17 protein-coding genes are annotated in these 19,327 nt (G+C 64.1%); 10 read left to right on the top strand and 7 right to left on the bottom strand.

What is annotated here, in order from left to right:
• The first annotated feature begins 242 nt into the window (after positions 1 to 242).
• Both CAG44_RS19060 and CAG44_RS19055 read left to right on the top strand, forming a co-directional pair.
• Positions 243 to 836, top strand: coding sequence for a cupin domain-containing protein (locus CAG44_RS19060; protein WP_025338781.1), 594 nt, complete (start codon positions 243 to 245; stop codon positions 834 to 836).
• Between the two features lie 295 nt (positions 837 to 1,131).
• On the top strand, positions 1,132 to 2,061 hold the full coding sequence (locus CAG44_RS19055; RefSeq protein WP_085692780.1) for a DMT family transporter: 930 nt from the start codon (positions 1,132 to 1,134) through the stop codon (positions 2,059 to 2,061).
• A 220-nt stretch (positions 2,062 to 2,281) separates the two neighbouring features.
• Here CAG44_RS19055 and CAG44_RS19050 read toward each other — a convergent pair whose 3' ends face one another.
• Positions 2,282 to 2,986, bottom strand: a complete 705-nt coding sequence (locus CAG44_RS19050; protein ID WP_025338779.1) for an NUDIX domain-containing protein — start codon at positions 2,984 to 2,986, stop codon at positions 2,282 to 2,284.
• Positions 2,987 to 3,124: 138 nt separating this feature from the next.
• Between CAG44_RS19050 and CAG44_RS19045 the strand changes: the two genes are divergently transcribed.
• Together CAG44_RS19045 and pncB are read left to right on the top strand one after the other, a co-directional pair.
• On the top strand, positions 3,125 to 3,775 hold the full coding sequence (locus tag CAG44_RS19045) for an isochorismatase family protein (RefSeq protein ID WP_085692779.1): 651 nt from the start codon (positions 3,125 to 3,127) through the stop codon (positions 3,773 to 3,775).
• Positions 3,772 to 4,971 (top strand): nicotinate phosphoribosyltransferase, encoded by a 1,200-nt coding sequence (pncB, locus tag CAG44_RS19040; protein WP_085692778.1) that lies wholly within the window; start codon positions 3,772 to 3,774, stop codon positions 4,969 to 4,971. The genes CAG44_RS19045 and pncB overlap by 4 nt, the downstream gene beginning before the upstream one ends.
• Positions 4,972 to 5,085: 114 nt before the next feature.
• Here pncB and CAG44_RS19035 read toward each other — a convergent pair whose 3' ends face one another.
• A complete protein-coding gene (locus CAG44_RS19035) occupies positions 5,086 to 5,973 on the bottom strand; it encodes a LysR family transcriptional regulator (RefSeq protein ID WP_015270743.1) in 888 nt (295 codons plus the stop codon).
• Between the two features lie 111 nt (positions 5,974 to 6,084).
• Here CAG44_RS19035 and CAG44_RS19030 point away from each other — a divergent pair, with 111 nt between their 5' ends.
• Positions 6,085 to 7,146: a YeiH family protein gene (locus tag CAG44_RS19030; RefSeq protein WP_085692777.1), complete on the top strand. Its 1,062-nt coding sequence runs from the start codon at positions 6,085 to 6,087 to the stop codon at positions 7,144 to 7,146.
• 209 nt (positions 7,147 to 7,355) lie between these two features.
• Complete coding sequence (gene ppnN, locus CAG44_RS19025; protein WP_025338773.1) at positions 7,356 to 8,729, top strand: nucleotide 5'-monophosphate nucleosidase PpnN; 1,374 nt, start codon at positions 7,356 to 7,358, stop codon at positions 8,727 to 8,729.
• Positions 8,730 to 9,146: 417 nt separating this feature from the next.
• On the opposite strand, the gene CAG44_RS19020 is transcribed toward ppnN, so the two are convergent.
• Complete coding sequence (locus CAG44_RS19020; protein ID WP_085692776.1) at positions 9,147 to 10,289, bottom strand: GGDEF domain-containing protein; 1,143 nt, start codon at positions 10,287 to 10,289, stop codon at positions 9,147 to 9,149.
• A gap of 165 nt (positions 10,290 to 10,454) precedes the next feature.
• The gene (locus CAG44_RS28855) at positions 10,455 to 10,598 is read right to left on the bottom strand and encodes a hypothetical protein (RefSeq protein WP_155951618.1); all 144 of its coding nucleotides are present in this window, start codon (positions 10,596 to 10,598) and stop codon (positions 10,455 to 10,457) included.
• Here CAG44_RS28855 and CAG44_RS19010 point away from each other — a divergent pair.
• Positions 10,597 to 10,944: a hypothetical protein gene (locus CAG44_RS19010; protein WP_178076942.1), complete on the top strand. Its 348-nt coding sequence runs from the start codon at positions 10,597 to 10,599 to the stop codon at positions 10,942 to 10,944. The two genes, CAG44_RS28855 and CAG44_RS19010, sit on opposite strands and share 2 nt — an antisense overlap.
• Positions 10,945 to 11,203: 259 nt before the next feature.
• Entirely contained in the window at positions 11,204 to 12,208 is a 1,005-nt protein-coding gene (locus tag CAG44_RS19000; RefSeq protein WP_085692775.1) for a DMT family transporter, read from the top strand.
• Between the two features lie 83 nt (positions 12,209 to 12,291).
• On the opposite strand, the gene pssA is transcribed toward CAG44_RS19000, so the two are convergent.
• The gene (gene pssA, locus CAG44_RS18995) at positions 12,292 to 13,620 is read right to left on the bottom strand and encodes a CDP-diacylglycerol--serine O-phosphatidyltransferase (protein ID WP_085692774.1); all 1,329 of its coding nucleotides are present in this window, start codon (positions 13,618 to 13,620) and stop codon (positions 12,292 to 12,294) included.
• A gap of 210 nt (positions 13,621 to 13,830) precedes the next feature.
• Complete coding sequence (gene katG, locus CAG44_RS18990; protein WP_085692773.1) at positions 13,831 to 16,089, bottom strand: catalase/peroxidase HPI; 2,259 nt, start codon at positions 16,087 to 16,089, stop codon at positions 13,831 to 13,833.
• A gap of 450 nt (positions 16,090 to 16,539) precedes the next feature.
• On the opposite strand from katG, the gene CAG44_RS18985 reads away from it, so the two are divergent.
• Both CAG44_RS18985 and CAG44_RS18980 read left to right on the top strand, forming a co-directional pair.
• Positions 16,540 to 17,445 carry a LysR family transcriptional regulator gene (locus CAG44_RS18985; RefSeq protein WP_025338767.1) on the top strand — a complete coding sequence of 302 codons (906 nt, stop codon included), beginning with the start codon at positions 16,540 to 16,542 and terminating at the stop codon, positions 17,443 to 17,445.
• A 99-nt stretch (positions 17,446 to 17,544) separates the two neighbouring features.
• Entirely contained in the window at positions 17,545 to 18,141 is a 597-nt protein-coding gene (locus CAG44_RS18980) for a hypothetical protein (RefSeq protein ID WP_085692772.1), read from the top strand.
• A 106-nt stretch (positions 18,142 to 18,247) separates the two neighbouring features.
• On the opposite strand, the gene CAG44_RS18975 is transcribed toward CAG44_RS18980, so the two are convergent.
• A complete protein-coding gene (locus CAG44_RS18975; RefSeq protein WP_015270753.1) occupies positions 18,248 to 19,126 on the bottom strand; it encodes a DMT family transporter in 879 nt (292 codons plus the stop codon).
• Positions 19,127 to 19,327 lie beyond the last annotated feature (201 nt).

The raw sequence follows: 19,327 nt of genomic DNA, 5'->3' as shown, positions 1-19,327 counted from the left end.
GCTTGCCAACTTTGTTCAGGGTGCAACCTTGTGTTGCCTGTTCGGGCCTCTTCGCGGGCCTGTAGGAGCGGGCGTGCCCGCGAAGAGGCCGGTACGGCCAGCACAAAACCCAAGCAGATTTCCATGCTCCATTTATGGGAAACTTGTTTTCACCCGAGGAAAGATGCAGCCACCGCAGCTGCATTTCGCACTTTCCCAGTGCGAAAACTTTATTCTTGAACTGAAACCGTGCAGGACATTCGATGCCAACCGAAACCGAACCGCGCCTTCGCCTGGAGCAGTACCTGGGCCTGCAGATCAAGCGCCAGCGCCAGGCCCAGTCCCTCAAGCTCGCCGACGTGGCGCGCATCGCCGGCATCAGCCAAGGCATGCTGAGCAAGATCGAGAACGCCCAGGTGTCCACCAGCCTCGACACCCTCAGCCGCCTGTGCGACGTGCTGGGCATGCCGATGGCCAAGCTGTTCAGCCAATATGACCAGCCCGACGGCAATGCCTTGCTGGTGAAAGCCGGTGAAGGGCTGGAGGTGGTGCGCCGCGGTACCGAGAAAGGCCACACCTACCATTTGCTCAATCACGCCAGGGGGCCGAAGAAGAACTTCGAGGCGTACATGGTGACCATGGACGACGCCAGCGAAGAGTTCCCGACCTTCGCCCACCCCGGCACCGAGTTCCTCCACTTGCTGGAGGGTGAACTGGTGTACCGCCACGGCAACCAGCTCTATCACATGCAGGCCGGCGACAGCCTGACCTTCGACGGCGAGACCCCGCACGGCCCCGAGCAGCTGGTGCAGGTACCCATCCGCCTGTTGTCGATCATGAACTACGGCGACGAGTGACGCGGCGCAGCAAGGCAACAACCGATGTCGCGATCAGACAAGCACACGTCGCCCGCGATCGGCCTCAGAACTGTGTCTACAAAAATAATACACACATCGACCAGCCCCGCGCCGTGGGCTGATCGGTGCGGTATTCGCGAGTAAAACAGCCTCGCTTCACAATTCCAACGCTGTGGCGCCTTTTTGCACCGGGCAGTTCGTCCGGGCTCATAACGATAAAACTCCCAGTATTAGAGACCCGCGCCGCGCCAGCCGGGAGTGTTTGCGCGCGCCACATTGTGAAGACTTGACTGCCATGATCGCGACTTCAATCCCCGTAGCCGGTGCTGCCACCGGCCACCGTAACGCCCTGTGCGTTGCCCATATCGCCGCTGTGCTGTTCGGCCTGACCGGTATCCTCGGTCACCTGATCGAGGCCGACGCCAGCATCATTACCTTCGGCCGCGCCACCTTTGCCTTCATCGCCCTGGGCTTCGTCGCCGGGCTCAAGGGCACGCGCCTGCTCGACGCCCTCACCCTGCGCAACCTGCCGGTGCTGGGCCTGACCGGCGCCCTGCTGGCTGCCCACTGGGTAACCTTCTTCATCGCCGTGAAGGTTGGCGGCGTGGCCGTGGCCACCTTGGGCTTCGCCAGCTTCCCGGCGTTCATCGCCATGATCGAGCGCGGCGTGTTCGGCCAGCGTATCGGTGCCGTGCAAGGTTTGCTGCTGATGATGGTCACGGCCGGTCTGGTGTTGGTGGTACCGACCTTCGACTTGCTCGACAAAGGCACCGTCGGCCTGCTCTGGGGCCTGGGTTCGGGCCTGGCGTTCGCCCTGCTGACCGTGGCCAACCGCCGCAACGGCTCGAGCATGAACGCGATGCAAGTGGCGTTCTGGCAGAACGTGGTGGTGGCTGCGCTGGTGGCGCCGTTTGCCTTCACTCACCTGGGCAACACCAGCCTGGCTGGCAGTGACTGGGTCAACCTGGCGCTGTTGGGCGTGTTCTGCACCGGGCTGTCGCAATTCCTGTTCGTCAAGAGCCTGGAAGGCCTGGAAGCGCGCACGGCCGGCATGATCATCGCGCTGGAGCCGGTGTACGCGATCATCGGCGCCTGGTGGTTGTTCGGTGAGCAGCCAAGCCTGCGCATGGCCGCTGGCGCTGCGCTGATCGTGCTGGCGACCATCCTGGCGGCGGCGCGCAAGGCACCAGCGGAACAAGGCGATACCAGCCGCTGCGCGCATTGATGAATGTGCTTGCCTGAACGGGCCTCATCGCCGGCAAGCCGGCTCCCACCCGACCGCTTAGGCCTCAAGCATTGTGCAGTACCTGTGGGAGCTGGCTTGCCGGCGATGAGGCCCGTTCAGGCAGCACAAGACAGTTACTCCCACAGGGTAATCACAGGGCTCTAGCCTGATGCTTTACCTGTGGGAGCTGGCTTGCCGGCGATGAGGTCGGTACAGGCGACTAAGCGCCCTCAGGCAGCAGGCTGCGATCAAACATGAACGCCCGCTCCCCCTGTGGTGTGTACTGATACAACTGCTGCGGCCGGCCCAGCCTGGGCTGGTTCTTCTCCCCGGTGTCCCTCACCCACCCCAGCTCGCGCAAGCGCTCCAGGCGTTTGCGCAGCGAGGTGTTGTTCACCGCCTGCCCCAGGCACGCCTGCACCGCACCTAGCGCATCCAGCACAGTGAACTTCTCCGCCAGCAGGTACAGCGGCAGGCTGCTGTACACCGTCTTCGCCGCCAGCCGCTCACGGGCCCGCTCCACCAACAGGTTGTGATCAAAGGGCAACAGCACCTTGCGCGCCAATACGCTGTCCAAGTCGAAAAACGCCAGTTGCTCGCCCTCAACGACCTGCCCGGGTTCGAGCAATGCCAGGTAATAGGTGCTGAGTGACCATCCACGCGGGTCGCGGAAAGCATTGCCCTCGGTGCCCACCTGTTCCATGTAGCACGGTACGACCTGGGTTTTCTCGCGCAGCGCGCGTTCGGCAGCAGCTTCCAGGCTGGTGTCGGGGGTGCGGCCATTGACGATCACCCCGGGCAAGGCCCACTGGCCGGCATGCGGTTCACGCTCACGACGGTGCAACAGCACCTGCAGATGCTGAGCTTCGGGGGCCATGCGCAGGGCGACGATATCGACACTGGCCAGGACTTCGACTGCATTCACCGGGCGACTCCTTGTTCAAGCTCATCATAATCCACCACAGCATCTAAGTAAGGCAAGCAGAAAGCCCGTTTCAAAAGTTGCTTGACACACTTAATACACCAAGTGAATTATGTATCCATTCCAGCGAGGAGCACCGCCATGAAGATCGCCAGTTTCGATGTCGACGCCCAGAACGGCTTCACCAGCAACGTGCCGCAAGAGCTGCCGGTTCCCGAAGGCGATGAAATCGCGGCTGATCTTAATACCATGGCCTTGCGCGCCGACCTGCGCCTGGGCAGCAAGGACGCCCACCCGGCCAACGCCGCCTGGGTGGTCGCCGACCCCGCGCACATGCTGCAGCCCCTGCAACTGGCCAACGCCGACCTGACCTGGGTCAGCCACTGCGTCCCCGGCACACCCGGCTTCGAGTTGCTGCCCGGGCTGCCGGCCCCCATCGATTACGACTATTTCGTGTGGAAAGGCGTCGAGCCCGACCTGCACCCCTATGGCGCCTGCTACCACGACCTGGCCGAACGCCGCTCCACCGGGGTGATCGAGTACCTCAAGGTGCAGCAGGTGGGCGCGGTGATCGTCGGTGGCCTGGCCCTGGACTATTGCGTCAAGACCACCGCCCGCCAATTGCGCCAGGCCGGCTTCCAGGTGCTGTTGTACCTGCCGGCCTGCCGCGCCCTCACCCAGGCAGGCGCCATCGAGGCGTGTGGCGCCTTGGCCGCCGACGGCGTGATCCTCTGCGGCGACGAAGCCGCGCTCGACCACCAGCTCTCTCTGATCAAGGAAGACCGCCCATGAGCGACAGCGTTTTCGGCCCACGCATCATCCAGAACCTGCTGGACACCGACTTCTACAAGATCACCATGATGCAGGCGGTGCTGCACAACTACCCCAACGCCGAGGTGGAATGGGAGTTCCGCTGCCGTAACGGCGAGAACCTCGCACCTTACCTGGCGGAAATCCGTTACCAGGTCGAGCAACTGGCCGATGTCAGCGTCACGCATGACCAGCTCGCCTACCTGGAGAAGATCCCGTTCATCAAACCGGACTTCATCCGCTTTCTCAGCCTGTTCCGCTTCAACCTGCGCTATGTACAGGTAGGCCTGGATGATGCCGGGCAACTGGCGATTCGCGTGCGCGGGCCGTGGTTGCACGTGATTCTCTACGAGATCCCGCTGCTGGCGATCATCAGCGAGGTGCGCAACCGCTACCGCTATCGCGAGGTGGTGATCGAGCAGGTCCGCGAGCGCCTGTATCAGAACCTCGACTGGCTGAAGGCCGAGGCCAGCGCCGAAGAACTGGCCGGTTTCCAACTGGCCGACTTCGGCACCCGGCGGCGCTTCTCCTACCGGGTGCAGGAAGAGGTGGTGCACATTCTGAAGCGTGACTTCCCGGGCCGCTTTGTCGGTACCAGCAACGTGCACCTGGCCCGCGAATACCAGCTCAAGCCGATCGGCACCATGGCCCACGAGTGGTTCATGGCCCACCAGCAACTCGGCCCGCGCCTGGTCGACAGCCAGGCTGCCGCGCTGGAATGCTGGGTGCGGGAATACCGGGGGCTGCTGGGCATCGCCCTGACCGACTGCATCACCATGGACGCGTTCCTGGGCGACTTCGACCTGTACTTCGCCAAGCTGTTCGATGGCCTGCGGCACGATTCGGGCGATCCGCTGGCCTGGGCGGAAAAGGCCATTGCCCACTATGAGCGGCTGGGGATCGACCCGAAGAGCAAGACCCTGATCTTTTCCGACGGGCTGGACCTTGCCAAGGCGCTGGGGCTGTACCGGGCGCTGCATGAGCGGATCAATGTGAGCTTTGGCATTGGTACCAGGCTGACCTGCGATATCCCGGGGGTGGAGCCGATGAACATCGTGATCAAGATGACGGCCTGCAATGGGGCACCGGTGGCCAAGATTTCCGACAGCCCGGGCAAGACACAGTGCCGGGATGAGAACTTCGTGGCCTATCTGAAGCATGTCTTTCGGGTGGATTGAGGTTGCCTGTGCAGGCCTCTTCGCGGGCTCGCCCGCTCCCACAGGTACTGCACCGCATTCAAGAACCGTGAGAAACCTGTGGCAGCGGGCAAGCCCGCGAAGAGCCCAGCACAGTCACCCCACCTCTTGCAGGCCAACACACAACTCCAGAAACCGCGCCGCAGCCCGCGACGGGGTGGCTGCATGCGGCACCAGAATGGAAAACCGCCGCACCAACGCCTGCGGCACAACCTGCAACCGCTGCAACGCCCCATCCTCATGCCGGATCGACATCGCCGACACAAAACCAATACCCATCCCGGCCCGCACTGCCTCCTTCACCCCTTCCACGCCGGCAATTTCCAGCGCCACGCGCATCGCCACGCCACTGCGGGCAAATGCCCGCTCGACGATCTGTCGCACACCCGAGCCGCTCTCGCGCAGCACCAACGGGTAAGCCCCCAGCGACGCCAGCGTCTGTCGGTCACTGCCAGCCAGCGGATGACCACGTGGCACGATGGCCACGATCTCGTCTTCCCGCCACGCCGTCACCGCCGTACCCAATGGCAGTTCCTGCCCAGGCGGCCCTTCGATCAGGGCGATATCGACGCTGTCCAGCGCAGCGACGATTTCTGCCGTATTGCCGTTGGAAGTGCTCACCAGCACCTCCGGGTAGCGGGCATGGAAATCGGCAATCAGGTAAGGCAGCAGGTAGCTGGCCGGCGTGGTACTGGCGCCGATGCGCAGGGTACCGCGCTCCAGCCCGCGCATGGCCTCGCGCAATGCCTGGGCCTGACGGAAGGTTTCGCGCAGGCGCTCGGCATGGGCCAGCAATTGCTCGCCGGCTGCTGTCAGCCGCACACCACGGCCGGCGCGCTGATACAGCGGCTCGCCAAAGGCCTCCTGCAGCAGCTTGAGCTGGCCAGACACCGCCGGCTGCGACAAGTGCAGGGCCTGGGCCGCATGGCTGATGTTGCCGTGCTCGGCGACGGTGGCGAACGTTATCAGTTGTTCTGGGGTCATGAATGAAAAATATCAGTTAAACGGATATTTGCCATCCTAAATTACGATTTTTTATAAGCTTATAACCAGATTAACGTAAGCCATGTCGAAACACCTTTCCGGAGGACTCACATGGCCACGGCTCCGTCCAACCCCGCCTTTGCACCTACCCTCTCTACCCGAGGGCGGCTCAATGGCATCCTGTTCGTCGCGCTGTTCGCGCTTGCGGTCACCCAGTTGGCCGCCCTGCCCGCCATCGCCAACCTGGGTATCAGCCCACTGATCGTCGGTATCGTCGCCGGTGCGCTTTACGGCAATGCACTGCGTGACGGTCTACCGGCAAGCTGGGCGGCGGGTATCAACTTTTCCGCCCGCGGCCTGCTGCGCATTGCCGTGGCCTTCTTCGGCCTGCGGGTAAGCCTGCAGGAAATTGCCGAAGTCGGCTGGTCCGGGCTCATCGTGTCGTTGCTGGTGGTGTCCAGCACTCTGCTGATCGGCCTGTGGTGCGGCATGAAGCTGTTCAAGCTGGACCGCGATACCGCCTTGCTGACCGCGGCCGGCAGCGCCATCTGCGGCGCCGCCGCGGTTCTGGCCTTCGAGTCGGCGCTGCGCAGTGCACCGCACAAAAGCGTCATGGCGGTTGGTAGCGTGGTGCTGTTCGGCACCCTGTCGATGTTCCTCTACCCATTGGCGATCAATGCCGGCTGGCTGCACCTGGACGCCATGGGTGCCGGGCTGTTCCTGGGTGGCACCATTCACGAGGTGGCCCAGGTGGTCGGTGCGGCCAGCAACGTCAGCCCCGAGGCCACGCATATCGCCACAATCGTCAAGATGACCCGGGTGATGCTGCTGGTACCGGTACTGCTGGTGGTGGGCCTTTGGATCAGCCGCGCGCGCCAGCCGGGCCAGGCACAGGGCAACGGGCGCATCGCCATGCCCTGGTTCGCCTTCGGCTTCCTCGCGCTGGTGCTGGTGAATTCGCTGCAGGTGTTGCCGGGCAGCGTGACCCAGGCGGTCAACAGCCTGGATACCTTCGCCCTGACCATGGCCATGACCGCGCTGGGGATGGAGACGCGCCTCAGCCAGATTCGCCAGGCCGGGCCGCGGGCGCTGGCCACCGGGGCGCTTCTCAACCTCTGGCTGGTGTTTGGTGGCGTGGCGATTACCCTTGGCGTGCAGAAGCTGTTGGGATGACTTGAGACCGAGTCGCCTGCTTCGCGGGCTTGCCCGCTCCCACAGGTCCAGCGCAAGCCTGAAAGCAGCGCGGCCCCTGTGGGAGCGGGCAAGCCCGCGAAGAAGCCAGCCTGGTCTCAAGCTTTTTCCACTCCCCCCTCGTTGCCGTCCACATTTCTCGGTATGGTGTTGTCAAAGAAGGATGTTTTACCCGCACAGGAAAGACTTAGATGCCTCAACGCAATGTCATCAATGCATCCGTCAGCCCCAAAGGCAGCCTGGAGACGCTGTCACAACGTGAAGTGCAGCAACTGAGTGAAGTCGGTACCGGTAGCCTTTACACCCTGTTCCGCCAGTGCGCCCTGGCCATCCTCAACACCGGCGCCCATGTCGACAATGCCAAGACCATCCTCGAGGCCTATCAGGACTTCGAGGTGCGTATTCATCAACAGGACCGCGGCGTGCGCCTGGAGCTGCTGAATGCCCCGGCCGACGCCTTCGTCGATGGCGAAATGATCGCCAGCACCCGTGAAATGCTGTTCAGTGCCCTGCGCGACATCGTCTACACCGAAAGCGAGCTGGCCAGCCAGCGCATCGACCTGGAAAGCTCCCAGGGCATCACCGACTATGTCTTCCACCTGCTGCGCAACGCTCGCACCCTGCGCCCGGGCGTGGAGCCGAAGATGGTGGTGTGCTGGGGTGGCCATTCGATCAGCAGCGAGGAGTACCAGTACACCAAGAAGGTCGGCCACGAGCTGGGCCTGCGCAAGCTGGATGTGTGCACCGGCTGCGGCCCGGGTGTGATGAAGGGCCCGATGAAGGGCGCCACCATTGCCCACGCCAAGCAGCGCATGCACGGCAGCCGCTACCTGGGCCTGACCGAGCCGGGCATCATCGCCGCCGAAGCGCCCAACCCGATCGTCAACGAACTGGTGATCCTGCCGGACATCGAGAAGCGCCTGGAAGCCTTCGTCCGTGTCGGCCACGGCATCATCATCTTCCCGGGCGGTGCCGGCACGGCCGAGGAGTTCCTCTACCTGCTGGGCATTCTCATGCACCCGGACAACCAGAACCTGCCGTTCCCGGTGGTACTCACCGGCCCGCGCAGTGCCGAGCCGTACCTGCAACAGTTGCACGCGTTCGTCGGCGCTACCCTGGGTGAGGCGGCACATCGCTTGTACGAGATCATCATCGATGACCCGGCGGAAGTTGCCCGACACATGGTCGAAGGGCTCAAGGCGGTCAAGCAGTTCCGCCGCGAGCGCAACGATGCCTTCCACTTCAACTGGCTGCTGAAGATCGAGGAGAGCTTCCAGCGGCCGTTCGACCCGACTCACCAGGCCATGGCCGACCTCGACCTGCGGCGCGAGCTGCCGGCCCACGAACTGGCTGCCAACTTGCGCCGGGCGTTTTCCGGTATCGTCGCCGGCAACGTGAAGGACAAGGGCATCCGCCTGATCGAGGAACACGGGCCGTATCAGATCCGTGGCGACAGCGCCGTGCTTGACCCACTGGGCCGGTTGTTGCAGGCGTTCGTCGACCAGCATCGGATGAAGTTGCCTGGCGGCGCGGCGTATGTACCGTGCTACCAGGTGGTGACCTGATTCGCCATTCTTGCTGACTTGCTGAGGCCCCATGGATGGGGCCTGCAGCTATTTGGCTTTTTGGATGTGGGCCTTCACATCTAGTAGACATTCATTCGCGATGGTGGCGCTGAGTCACCTTTCCGCCCTTACGGCGGGTCCCTTTTTGTCGTGGCAAAAAGGAACCAAAAACCGTCGGCTCCCATCATCCGGCCCCTACGCTTCGCTCCGGGGTCCCCTCGCTACGGGCCTGCTCCCGGGAGTACGCGCTGCAGGCCCCATCCATGGGGCCTCAGCGCTTGACGGGCATCCATGCCCGTCACCTCCCTCCGCAGTCCCTTCGCTCGGCCTCCTGAAGTCGCAATCGGCGGCGCCTGAACTATCGCGCGCTTAGAAGCAAAAGCAAAAGCAAAAGCAAAGGCAAAGGCAAAACTGCTACTAACTGAGGTCGGCCATCGGTCGTTCGACGAAGCGGATGCTGTCGCGCCCACCGCGCTTGGACTGGTACAAGGCGACATCCCCCTGCTCGATCAAGGCCGCAAGGCTCGTCGGCGGTTGGTCGAACAGGTTGGCGCCGATGCTCAAGGTGACCGGCTGCGGCGTAGGTACCGTCTTGCTGGCATACTGCTGGAACTGCTCGCGCAGCAGTCCACCCAGCTCCATGACCCGCTCGCTGCTCGCACCACACAGCAGAATGACGAACTCATCACCGCCCAGCCGCGCCGCCAGCGAGCGCTCGGGCAACACCGTACGAATCATCTCGCTCAGGGCAATCAGCAAGCGGTCCCCTGCAACATGCCCGTGCAGGTCGTTGACCAGCTTGAAGTTGTCGATGTCGATCAGTAGCAAGGCCCCGGGCTGCGCCGGATCCACTGCCTTGAAGAAAGGCCCCGCCCGCACCTCCAGTGCGCGTCGGTTGTACAGCGCCGTCAACGGGTCACGGGCCGCCAGGCGGGCAATCCGCTCCTCGCGCCGGTAGCGCACGGTGCCGGTCATCGACAAGGCAATCAGCATGATCGCCATCGCACCTTCGACCAACGAAACCTGAATGATCAGCCCGCCGAAGGTGGCCAGGTCAATCAGCGTACCCGGTGTAATCGCAATGATCGCCTTGGCCACATAGAACAACCCATGCGCCAGCAACACATAGCGCAACTGCACCGCGCCAACACTCAGCGACTTGCCATGCGGCCGCAACAGCCAGCTGGCCTTGAGCGTCAACAGCGCCACCAGCAACGAGTTGACCATCAGCATCACCTTCGACCACTGCGGCCCAACAGGCAACAGCAGCAAGGCAAACCACACCAGCACGACCGATAACCAGATACGCGACAGCCGCACCTGGGTGAAGCGCAACACCCCCATCAGGAAGAACCAGTGCGCCACCACCAGCAAGCCGTTGGCGAACCAGATACCGATCAGCAACAAACCGATGCCGCGCAGCAATGCCAGGGTGGAACCAATCGTGATGGTGGCAAAGCCTGCGCTCCAGAACAGCAGCGACGGCTCGCGTACGCTTCGCCACTCGATCGCCAGGTACAACGCAGCCGCGGCAGCCAGGGCGATCGAGATAGTCAGCATCGTGGGTGGATCAAGCGCCATGAACGGTTTGGCCTATCTGGTTGACGAGGAAAAGGCCCGATTGTATGCGCTCGTGATGACTTTTCAGAGGAGCCTTACACCACCAGCCTGCAAATGATAGCCCAGCCCTGGCCGATACCCGTGCGAGTGAATGTCATATTGACATCAGCCTGTCATTTGCACCACAAAAACCGCTGTCGTTATGACAACACACCAGCGCAACACGCCCATCTGCAAGGGCTGCCCAGCTGGCACGAAAGCTGAACCATTCTCTTTCGCCACTACCTGCCTTGCGGAAATAACCATCATGAAAAATATCCTCCTCCCTCTGGTGATGTCCCTGTCCATCGCCCTGCCCGCCTGCGCCGACGAGGTACTCTCGGAAAGCCCCGACAACACGCTGGGCTATGGCGCCGGCGGCGTCAGCGGCCTGATGGTCGGCGCCGCGCTCGGTGGCCCGTTCGGCGCCATCGCCGGTGCAGCCCTGGGTGCATTTGGCGGCGCCGCCGTGCAACAAGGCAGCGGGCACAGCGACGCGGCCTACGTGGTACGCCATGACGACGGCAGTACCCAGCGCTATCGCTCGCCCAATGCCCGCTTCAAGCCCGGTGATCAGGTGCAGGTGAGTGGTATTCGCCTGGCCCCGGCGCAGTAAGCCGTTGCCCGGACAAAAAGCTCACCAGTTGCCGCCCATGTGAGCTCAGGCGCTCCCAGTCGCGGAAACACAAACGTAGCTCCAGGGTGGCCCAGCTTTCCGCCAGGGCCACCCGACGCACCGGCAGCTCCTGCTCGGCGCGCACGGCGGCTGTGCGGGCAGCATGGCCAGGTTCATCGCCAATTCCTCGATAAAGCGCTGCTAGTAAGGCTGCCTTCAGTTCAGAATAACCCTGTCTTTCTTCTGCCACGGGTACCCCATGAACGCGTTACGCAGCCTGATCCAGCGCCAACTGCAAAGCGGCGCCCTGTACGCCGTGCTGGCGGCCCTGGGTTTCAGCTTCAAGGCCATCTTCGTCAAGCTCGCCTATGCCGCAGGGCCGGTGGACGCCATCAGCCTGCTGGCATTGCGCATGGGGCTGTCGCTGCCGATGTTCGCCTGGCTGGTATGGGCCAGCCGTGGTCAGGGCAGCGCACCGCTCAACCTGGGCGATGGGCTGCGTGTCGCGTTGCTCGGGCTGCTGGGCTACTACCTGGCCAGCCTGTTCGACTTCTATGGCCTGCAGTACATCAGTGCCGGGCTGGAGCGGCTGATCCTGTTCACCTACCCGACCCTGGTGCTGGTGTTCCAGGCCATCGCCCTGCGTGAGCGGCCAAGCCTGCGCACCTTGTCGGCCATGGGCCTGTGCTACCTGGGGCTGGGCATTGCCTTTGTCCACGACGTCAGTGTGGCCGGGGCTGGCCAGCAGGTGGTGCTGGGCTCGCTGTGGGTGTTCGCCAGTGCGGTGACCTACGCGCTGTATTACTCCGGCACCGGCATGATGCTCAAGCGCATGGGCTCGATGCGCCTGGCCGGGCTGTGCGGTACTGCGTCCTCGCTGATGGTGCTGGCGCATTACCTGGTGGTGGCACCGGTCGGGCAGTTGTGGCAGTTGCCAGGCGCAGTGTGGGCCAATGCCGGGTTGATGGCGGTGTTTTCCACGGTGTTGCCGATCTACTGGGTGGCGCTGGCGATACAGCGCCTGGGGCCGACCCATACTGCCGCGGTGGGCAACCTGGGGCCGGTGCTGACGGTGCTGGCATCGTGGGCGATCCTGAGCGAGGAGATTTCGCTGTATCAGGTCGTCGGGTTGGCGGTGGTGCTGTTTGCGGTGTCGCGGCTCAAGCCGCGGGGCAAACAGGAAACAAAGGTGGCACAGCCTGGCACGGCCCCTGTAGGAGCGGCCTTGTGTCGCGAAAGGGCTGCAAAGCAGCCCCAGCAATAGCGGCGGTGACGCTGAAATCGAGGGGCCGCGTTGCGGCCCTTTCGCGAACACAAGGCCGCTCCCACAAAAACGCTTGAATTCCCTCAGAGCACCCGCTTGATCAGCGGCTCCAGCCGGCTATAGCGCAGCCGCCGCAGGAACTTGCGCACTTCCTTGGGGTGCTCGGCCTTGACCCCCAACTCCTCTGCCGAGCCGATCTTCGGCGCATGCCGGCGCAACTCGGTCAACTCTGCCTCCCGTGGCCCCAGCCATTGCCCTTGCGGGTCATCGATCAGCAGGCCGTTCTCCAGGTCCAGGTTGAAGCCGCGCGGGTTCAGGTTGTTACCTGTCAGCAACGAATAGCGCTGGTCTACCCACACGCCCTTGGCATGAAAGGTATGCCCGGGGTCATTCCAGATCCGCACCTGCAGCTGGCCGCTGGCAATCGCAGCGTGGCAACGTCGGGTGAAGGCGCGCAGGTTGTCTTCGTACAGGTAGGGCAACGCGCCGCTGGCACTGAACGGCTCGCCGGGGGCGATATAGAAGTCGTTGGCCGTGCGGTCACCAACGATCAGCTCCACCCGCACGCCACGCGCCAGGGCATGGTCGAGCTCGCGCATCAGCACCCGGGGCGGGTTGAAATACGGCGTGCTGATGATGACCTGTGTGCGCGCGGCCGCCAGCAAGGCGCACAGTGCCCGGTTCAGCGGGTTGCCACGGCCCACACCCAACAGCGGGATCACCCGCAGGCCCTGCCCCGCTGCGCTGGCCGGTGCCTCATAGGCCATGCGCCGCAGCCGCGCGCGCAAGCGCCGGATGTCGCCGCGCAGGCTGCGGGTGGAGGGTGGCTCTGGCAGGTCGAGGCGCGGCGTGGCGGTGTGGTGCAGCAGGCGCCGCACCAGCCCGACCATCGCGTCGGCCAGCTCTGGTGACTGGAACAGGTGGTAGCGGTCCAGGCGATAACGGTCGAAACGGTGCAGGTACACGTTGTTAAGGCTGGCGCCGGTGTAGATCACGCAGTCGTCGATGATGCTGCCCTTCAGGTGCAACACGCCAAACAGCTCGCGGGTCTGCACCGGTACGCCATGGATGACGATGTCCAGCCCATGGTGCTGGCGCTGGGCCTGGTACCAGGCGGCGTTACCCGGCTGGCGCCCGGCGCCCAGCAGGCCGCGGCGGGCACGGAACCAGTCGACCACGATGGTGATTTCCAGCCCCGGCCGCGCGGCCTTGGCCTGGTACAAGGCATCCAGCACTTCCTGGCCGGCCTCGTCTTCCTGCAGGTACAGCGCAACGATGACGATACGCCGGGTTGCGGCGCGGATGCGCTCGAGCAGGCAGGCGCGGTAGGCCTTGGCATCGGGCAGCACCTGTATCGACTCGGCCGACATGGCGTAGCCTGGCAATGCCGCCAGCATGGTTTCGGGGTTCACGAACGATCACCTTCTGTGTGCAATCACTGTCGTGCATCAGCTTGCACAGGAAGATTGAAATGGTCCAGCCCTCGGAGAGCATGGGGCTGCTTTGCAGCCCTGTCGCGACACAAGGCCGCTCCTACAGGTTCGGCGCCGCATTCGGCGGTGGCTTGTAGGAGCGGCCTTGTGTCGCGATAGGGGCGCAAAGCGCCCCCATTTCTGACGAAGCTATTTCAAGTCGAAGCGATCCAGCTCCATCACTTTCTCCCAGGCAGCCACAAAGTCCCGCACGAACTTGTCCCGGCCATCACTGCTGCCATACACCTCGCTCAACGCCCGCAACTGGGCATGGGAGCCGAACACCAGGTCAACCCGGCTACCGGTCCACTTCACCTGCCCGGTCTTACGGTCGCGCCCTTCGAAGGTTTCGTTATCCGCCGAGGTCGGCTTCCACTCAACGCCCATGTCCAGCAGGTTGCGGAAGAAGTCGTTGCTCAGGGTACCCACCTTGTCGGTGAACACGCCCTGCTGGCTGCCGCCATGGTTGGCGCCGAGCACGCGCAGGCCGCCGATCAGCACGGTCATTTCCGGCGCGGTCAGGGTCAACAACTGGGCCTTGTCCAGCAACAGCTTCTCGGCCTTGACGCTGTAGCGGGCCTTGGTGAAGTTGCGGAAGCCATCGGCCAGCGGCTCCAGCACGGCGAACGACTCGACGTCGGTCTGCGCCTGGGAGGCATCGGTACGCCCCGGGCGGAACGCCACGCTGACGTTGTGCCCGGCGTCCTTGGCAGCCTTTTCCACTGCGGCGGCGCCAGCCAGGACGATCAGGTCGGCCAGGGAGATTTTCTTGCCGCCGGCATTGAACTCGGCCTGGATCTTCTCCAGCGCCGCCAGCACCTTGCCTGTGCCCTGGTTCGCCGGCCAGTCCTTCTGCGGCGCCAGGCGCAGGCGGCCGCCATTGGCCCCGCCACGCTTGTCCGAACCGCGGAAGGTCGACGCCGCCGCCCAAGCTGTGGACACCAGCTCGCCAACGCTCAGGCCCGCCGCGAGCACCTTGGCCTTGAGCGCGGCAATGTCCTGCTCACCCACCAGTGGGTGGTCGACTTTTGGCAGCGGGTCCTGCCACAGCAGCTCTTCGTTGGGCATTTCCGGGCCCAGGTAGCGCGCCAATGGGCCCATGTCGCGGTGGATCAGCTTGTACCAGGCTCGGGCGAAGGCGTCTGCCAGCTGCTCAGGGTTGTCCTTGAAGCGGCGGGCGATCGGCTCGTAGATCGGGTCGAAGCGCAGCGCCAGGTCGGAGGTGAGCATGGAAGGCGCGTGGCGCTTGGCCGGGTCATGGGCATCCGGCACGGTGCCTGCCCCCTTGCCCTCCTTCGGCCGCCACTGGTGGGCACCGGCCGGGCTCTTGGTCAGTTCCCAGTCGAAGTTGAACAGGTTGTTGAGGTACTCGTTGCTCCATCGGGTGGGGGTCGAAGTCCAGGTCACTTCCAGGCCGCTGGTGATGGTATCGCCACCCTTGCCGCTGCCGAACTTGTTGGCCCAACCCAACCCCTGCAGCTCCAGGCCTGCAGCTTCCGGCTCCGGGCCAACGTTGTCGGCAGGGCCGGCACCGTGGGTCTTGCCGAAGGCGTGGCCCCCGGCGATCAGCGCCACGGTTTCTTCATCGTTCATGGCCATGCGGCCGAAGGTGTCACGGATGTCCTTGCCCGAGGCTACCGGGTCGGGGTTGCCGTCCGGGCCTTCCGGGTTCACGTAGATCAGGCCCATCTGCACAGCAGCCAAGGGGTTTTCCAGGTTGCGCTCGCCGGACAGGTCCCGGCTTTGCTCCTCTGGGTGCTTGGCTGGCTCTGCTACCAGGTCACCCTGGCCTGGCGGCTGGGCCTTGACCTGCTCATTGCCATAACGAATGTCTCCGCCCAACCAGACCTTTTCCGAACCCCAGTACACATCTTCGTCCGGCTCCCACACGTCGGCACGCCCGCCGGAGAAGCCGAAGGTCTTGAAGCCCATGGATTCGAGGGCGACGTTGCCGGTGAGCACGATCAGGTCGGCCCAGGAAATCTTGTTGCCGTACTTCTGCTTGATCGGCCACAGCAGGCGCCGGGCCTTGTCCAGGCTGACGTTGTCCGGCCAACTGTTGAGCGGGGCGAAGCGCTGCTGGCCAGAGCCTGCACCACCCCGGCCATCGCCAATACGGTAGGTACCGGCGCTGTGCCAGGCCATGCGGATGAACAGCGGGCCGTAGTGGCCGAAGTCGGCGGGCCACCAGTCCTGGGAGTCGGTCATCAAGGCGGTCAGGTCTTTCTTCAGGGCCTGGAAGTCGAGGCTCTTGAACGCCTTGGCATAGTCGAAACCCGGGTCCATCGGGTCGGACTTGGAGGAATGTTGGTGAAGAATTCTCAGGTTGAGCTGGTCAGGCCACCAGTCACGGTTGGTGGTGCCGCCACCTGCGGTTTGATGGAACGGGCATTTCGATTCGTTCGACATCTGCGGGTACCTTTGGGTCGGTTATCCAGATTTCCGGTCTTTGCCAGGTGTTCTTTCAGCCGAGCGCGTGGGCTCGTGCTACCCCTCATCAGGTCTACACGGGGCTTGCGAAGCTGTCACGACGGGGTTGGTGCGGTCTTGCACGCAAGTGCTGACACGCCGCCCGCTCGCGGAATTCGCGGGGCCAGGGGAAAGACTAGCCGAGCTTGGACAGAGTTCTAATAGAGTGGCTATTGAGGGGTGATAGGTTGGCTCTGTCAGGGTCATGCCTGTACTGGCCTCTTCGCGGGCGCGCCCGCTCCCACAGGACCTGCGCAGGTCTCGAGAACTGTGCAATACCTGTGGGAGCGGGCATGCCCGCGAAGAGGCCGGCACATCCATACAAGGCAATCAGGCTGGCCACATGCTTCAATACACCGCCACCCCTTCTACTCCGGAACCCGCCCCCTCATGAACCGCAACGACCTGCGCCGCGTCGACATGAACCTGCTGGTACTGTTCGAAGCCCTGATGATCGAACGCAACCTGACCCGGGTCGGCGAAAAGCTGTTCATCACCCAGCCCACCGTCAGCGCCGCCCTCGCCCGCCTGCGCGAGCTGTTCGACGACCCGCTGCTGATCCGCAACGGCCGGGCCATGGAGCCCACGCCACGGGCCATGCAGATCTTCGCCGAGCTGGGGCCGGCCATGGATGTGATTTCCGCCGCCATCAGCCGCGCGCGCGAGTTCGACCCGGTCAACAGCTGCAACGTGTTCCGCCTGGGCCTGTCGGACGATGCCGAGTTCGGCCTGTTCCCGGCCCTGCTGCAGGCCCTGCGCGAAGAGGCCCCGAACATCAGCGTGGTGGTGCGCCGGGCCAACTTCCTGCTGATGCCGGGGCTGCTGGCCAGCGGCGAGATCTCGGTGGGCGTGAGTTACACCACGGACCTGCCGGCCACCGCCAAGCGCCGCAAGCTGCGCAACATCGGCGTGCGAGTGCTGCGCGCCGATGACCGCCCGGGCCCGCTGACCCTCGACGAATACTGCGCCCGCCCGCATGTGATGGTGTCGTTCTCGGGCGACATGAGCGGCAATATCGACCTCGACCTGGCGCGCATCGGCCGCTGCCGCAAGGTGGTGCTGGCGGTGCCGCAGTTCGGCAGCCTGCGCGCCCTGCTGCGCAACACCGAGCTGATCGCCACGGTGCCGGACTATGCCGCCTGCGCCCTGGCCGACGACGGCAGCCTGCGCGCCGACCCGGCGCCGTTCGACATCACCGAGGCCGAACTGTCGATGGTCTGGAGCGGCGCCCAGGACAATGACCCGGCCGAGCGCTGGCTGCGCGAGCGCATCCTGCAGTTCATGGCCACGCAGTGATGCATCGACCTCATCGATAGCCACCATGAATGCCATCAAGTTCCGCTGCGGCCAGCCCGGGCGGAAGATGGCGGCATTCGCTGATTGATGAGGCCTCCCATGAAAACCGGCATGATCGCTGCCCTGCTCGCCTTGCTGGCCGCCCTTGGCGGTTGTGCCAGCCCTGCCGCTACCGACGCGCAGCCCTACGGGCACTTCTATTCGGCCACGGCCATTTCCAGTGTCGCCCTGGTCCCCGGCCAACGGGTGGCCGTGCTGCTGGGGCGCGATGCGGAAGCAACCCTCGAATACCTCGGCAGCCATCGCACCCAGGCAGCCGCGCCGACCCAAGGCCAGCGTGCCCCTGTTGCGACCCTTGGCAGCGAGAGCCAGGCGTATGACTGGTTGGCGCGGTCACTGGCGCAGCAGTTTGCCGAAGTGACTTTCTATGACGACCTGGACACGCTGCTGGGCGACCACCCGGATGTGATCGTGCTGCTGGACACCGAAAGCCGCTTGGCCAGCGCGGATATCGAAAGCCGGGTGGTAGCGCGCTTTTTCGATGACCAGCTGACCTATATCGGCCGCGCTGAAGGGCGGGCCAGCAAGCGCTTGGGCGATGTGGCGCGGGTGGCCGAGGATGAACGGGCGGTGCAGGCGGATGCCTTGCGCGACTTTGACGATTCGTTGCAGGCGTTGTTGAAGGGTCGCGTTTGAGGGCCCTTTCGCGGGTGAACCCGCTCCCACAGGTACAGCGCCCTGTCCGCGGACTGCGCTGTACCTGTGGGAGCGGGTTTACCCGCGAAGAGGCCACTACAGGTTGTCACTTACCCCGCTGCATCCACGCCGCCCCCAGCCCACTGAGGCAGATCACCGAGATGCCCACCAGGCTCAGGGTATCCGGCACCTGGCTATAGACAACCAACCCAAGCAACCCGGCAAACACGATCTGGCAATAACTGAACGGCGCCAGCAAGGCCGGTGCCGCATGGCGGAAGGCCTGGGTCAGCAGCAGGTGCGCAGTCATGCCAAAGCCACCCAGCGCCAGCATCAGCAGCGCATGGTCCCAACGCGGCATCTCCCAGAAGAACGGCACCAGCGCACTCATCGCCAGGGTGTTGCACAACCCCGCATAGAAGTTGCTGGTGGTCGGGCTGTCATGCGCGGCCAGGATGCGCGTCAGCAACTGATAGAAGCAGAAGCCCAGCGCCGAACCGAACGGATACAGGATGGCCGGGGTGAACATCGCCCCGCCCGGGTGCACCACCACCAACACACCGATGAAACCCATCACCACCGCCACCCACTGCCCCACCGTCACCCGCTCCTTCAGCAACGGCGCCGACAGCGCGGTGACCAGCACCGGGGCAAGGAAGTTGACCGCCGTGGCCTCGGCCAGCGGCAGGTACTGCAGGCCGGTGGTGAACAGCAGGCTGGTGCTCAACAGGCTCAGGGCACGTAACGTCTGCAACAGCGGGCGGCGGGTGCGCAGCACGTTGAGGCCGGCCTTGGGCAGGAAGATGCCGGCCATCAGCAGCGTGTGCACCACATACCGCGCCCACACCACCATGATGATCGGGTACAGGCCGCCGAGGAACTTGGACAGGGCATCGTGACTGGCGAACAGGAACGTCGCCACCACCACCAGGGCGATGCCGCGCAGGGGTTGGTTGACTCCGGACAGCGGTGTGCTGGAACTCATGGCACTCTCGATGACGGCGCGGCTGGATGCGGCGCCCAGGGAAGGCCGCGCAGGCGTTGCCTGGCGGATGCAACAGCTCGGATTCTAGAAGAGATGCCGAAGAATAAGGAAGTTCAATTGCCGCCAGCCAAGGCCGACTGCAATTTCTGTTCGCTGATCGACCACTTTCCGCCCCGTGCGCATGGCCCGTGCCGTGCTGAT

The organism is Pseudomonas sp. B13(2017) (assembly GCF_002113245.1).
GTDB lineage: Bacteria > Pseudomonadota > Gammaproteobacteria > Pseudomonadales > Pseudomonadaceae > Aquipseudomonas > Aquipseudomonas putida_Z.
This window is presented reverse-complemented; position numbering and strand designations above follow the sequence as displayed.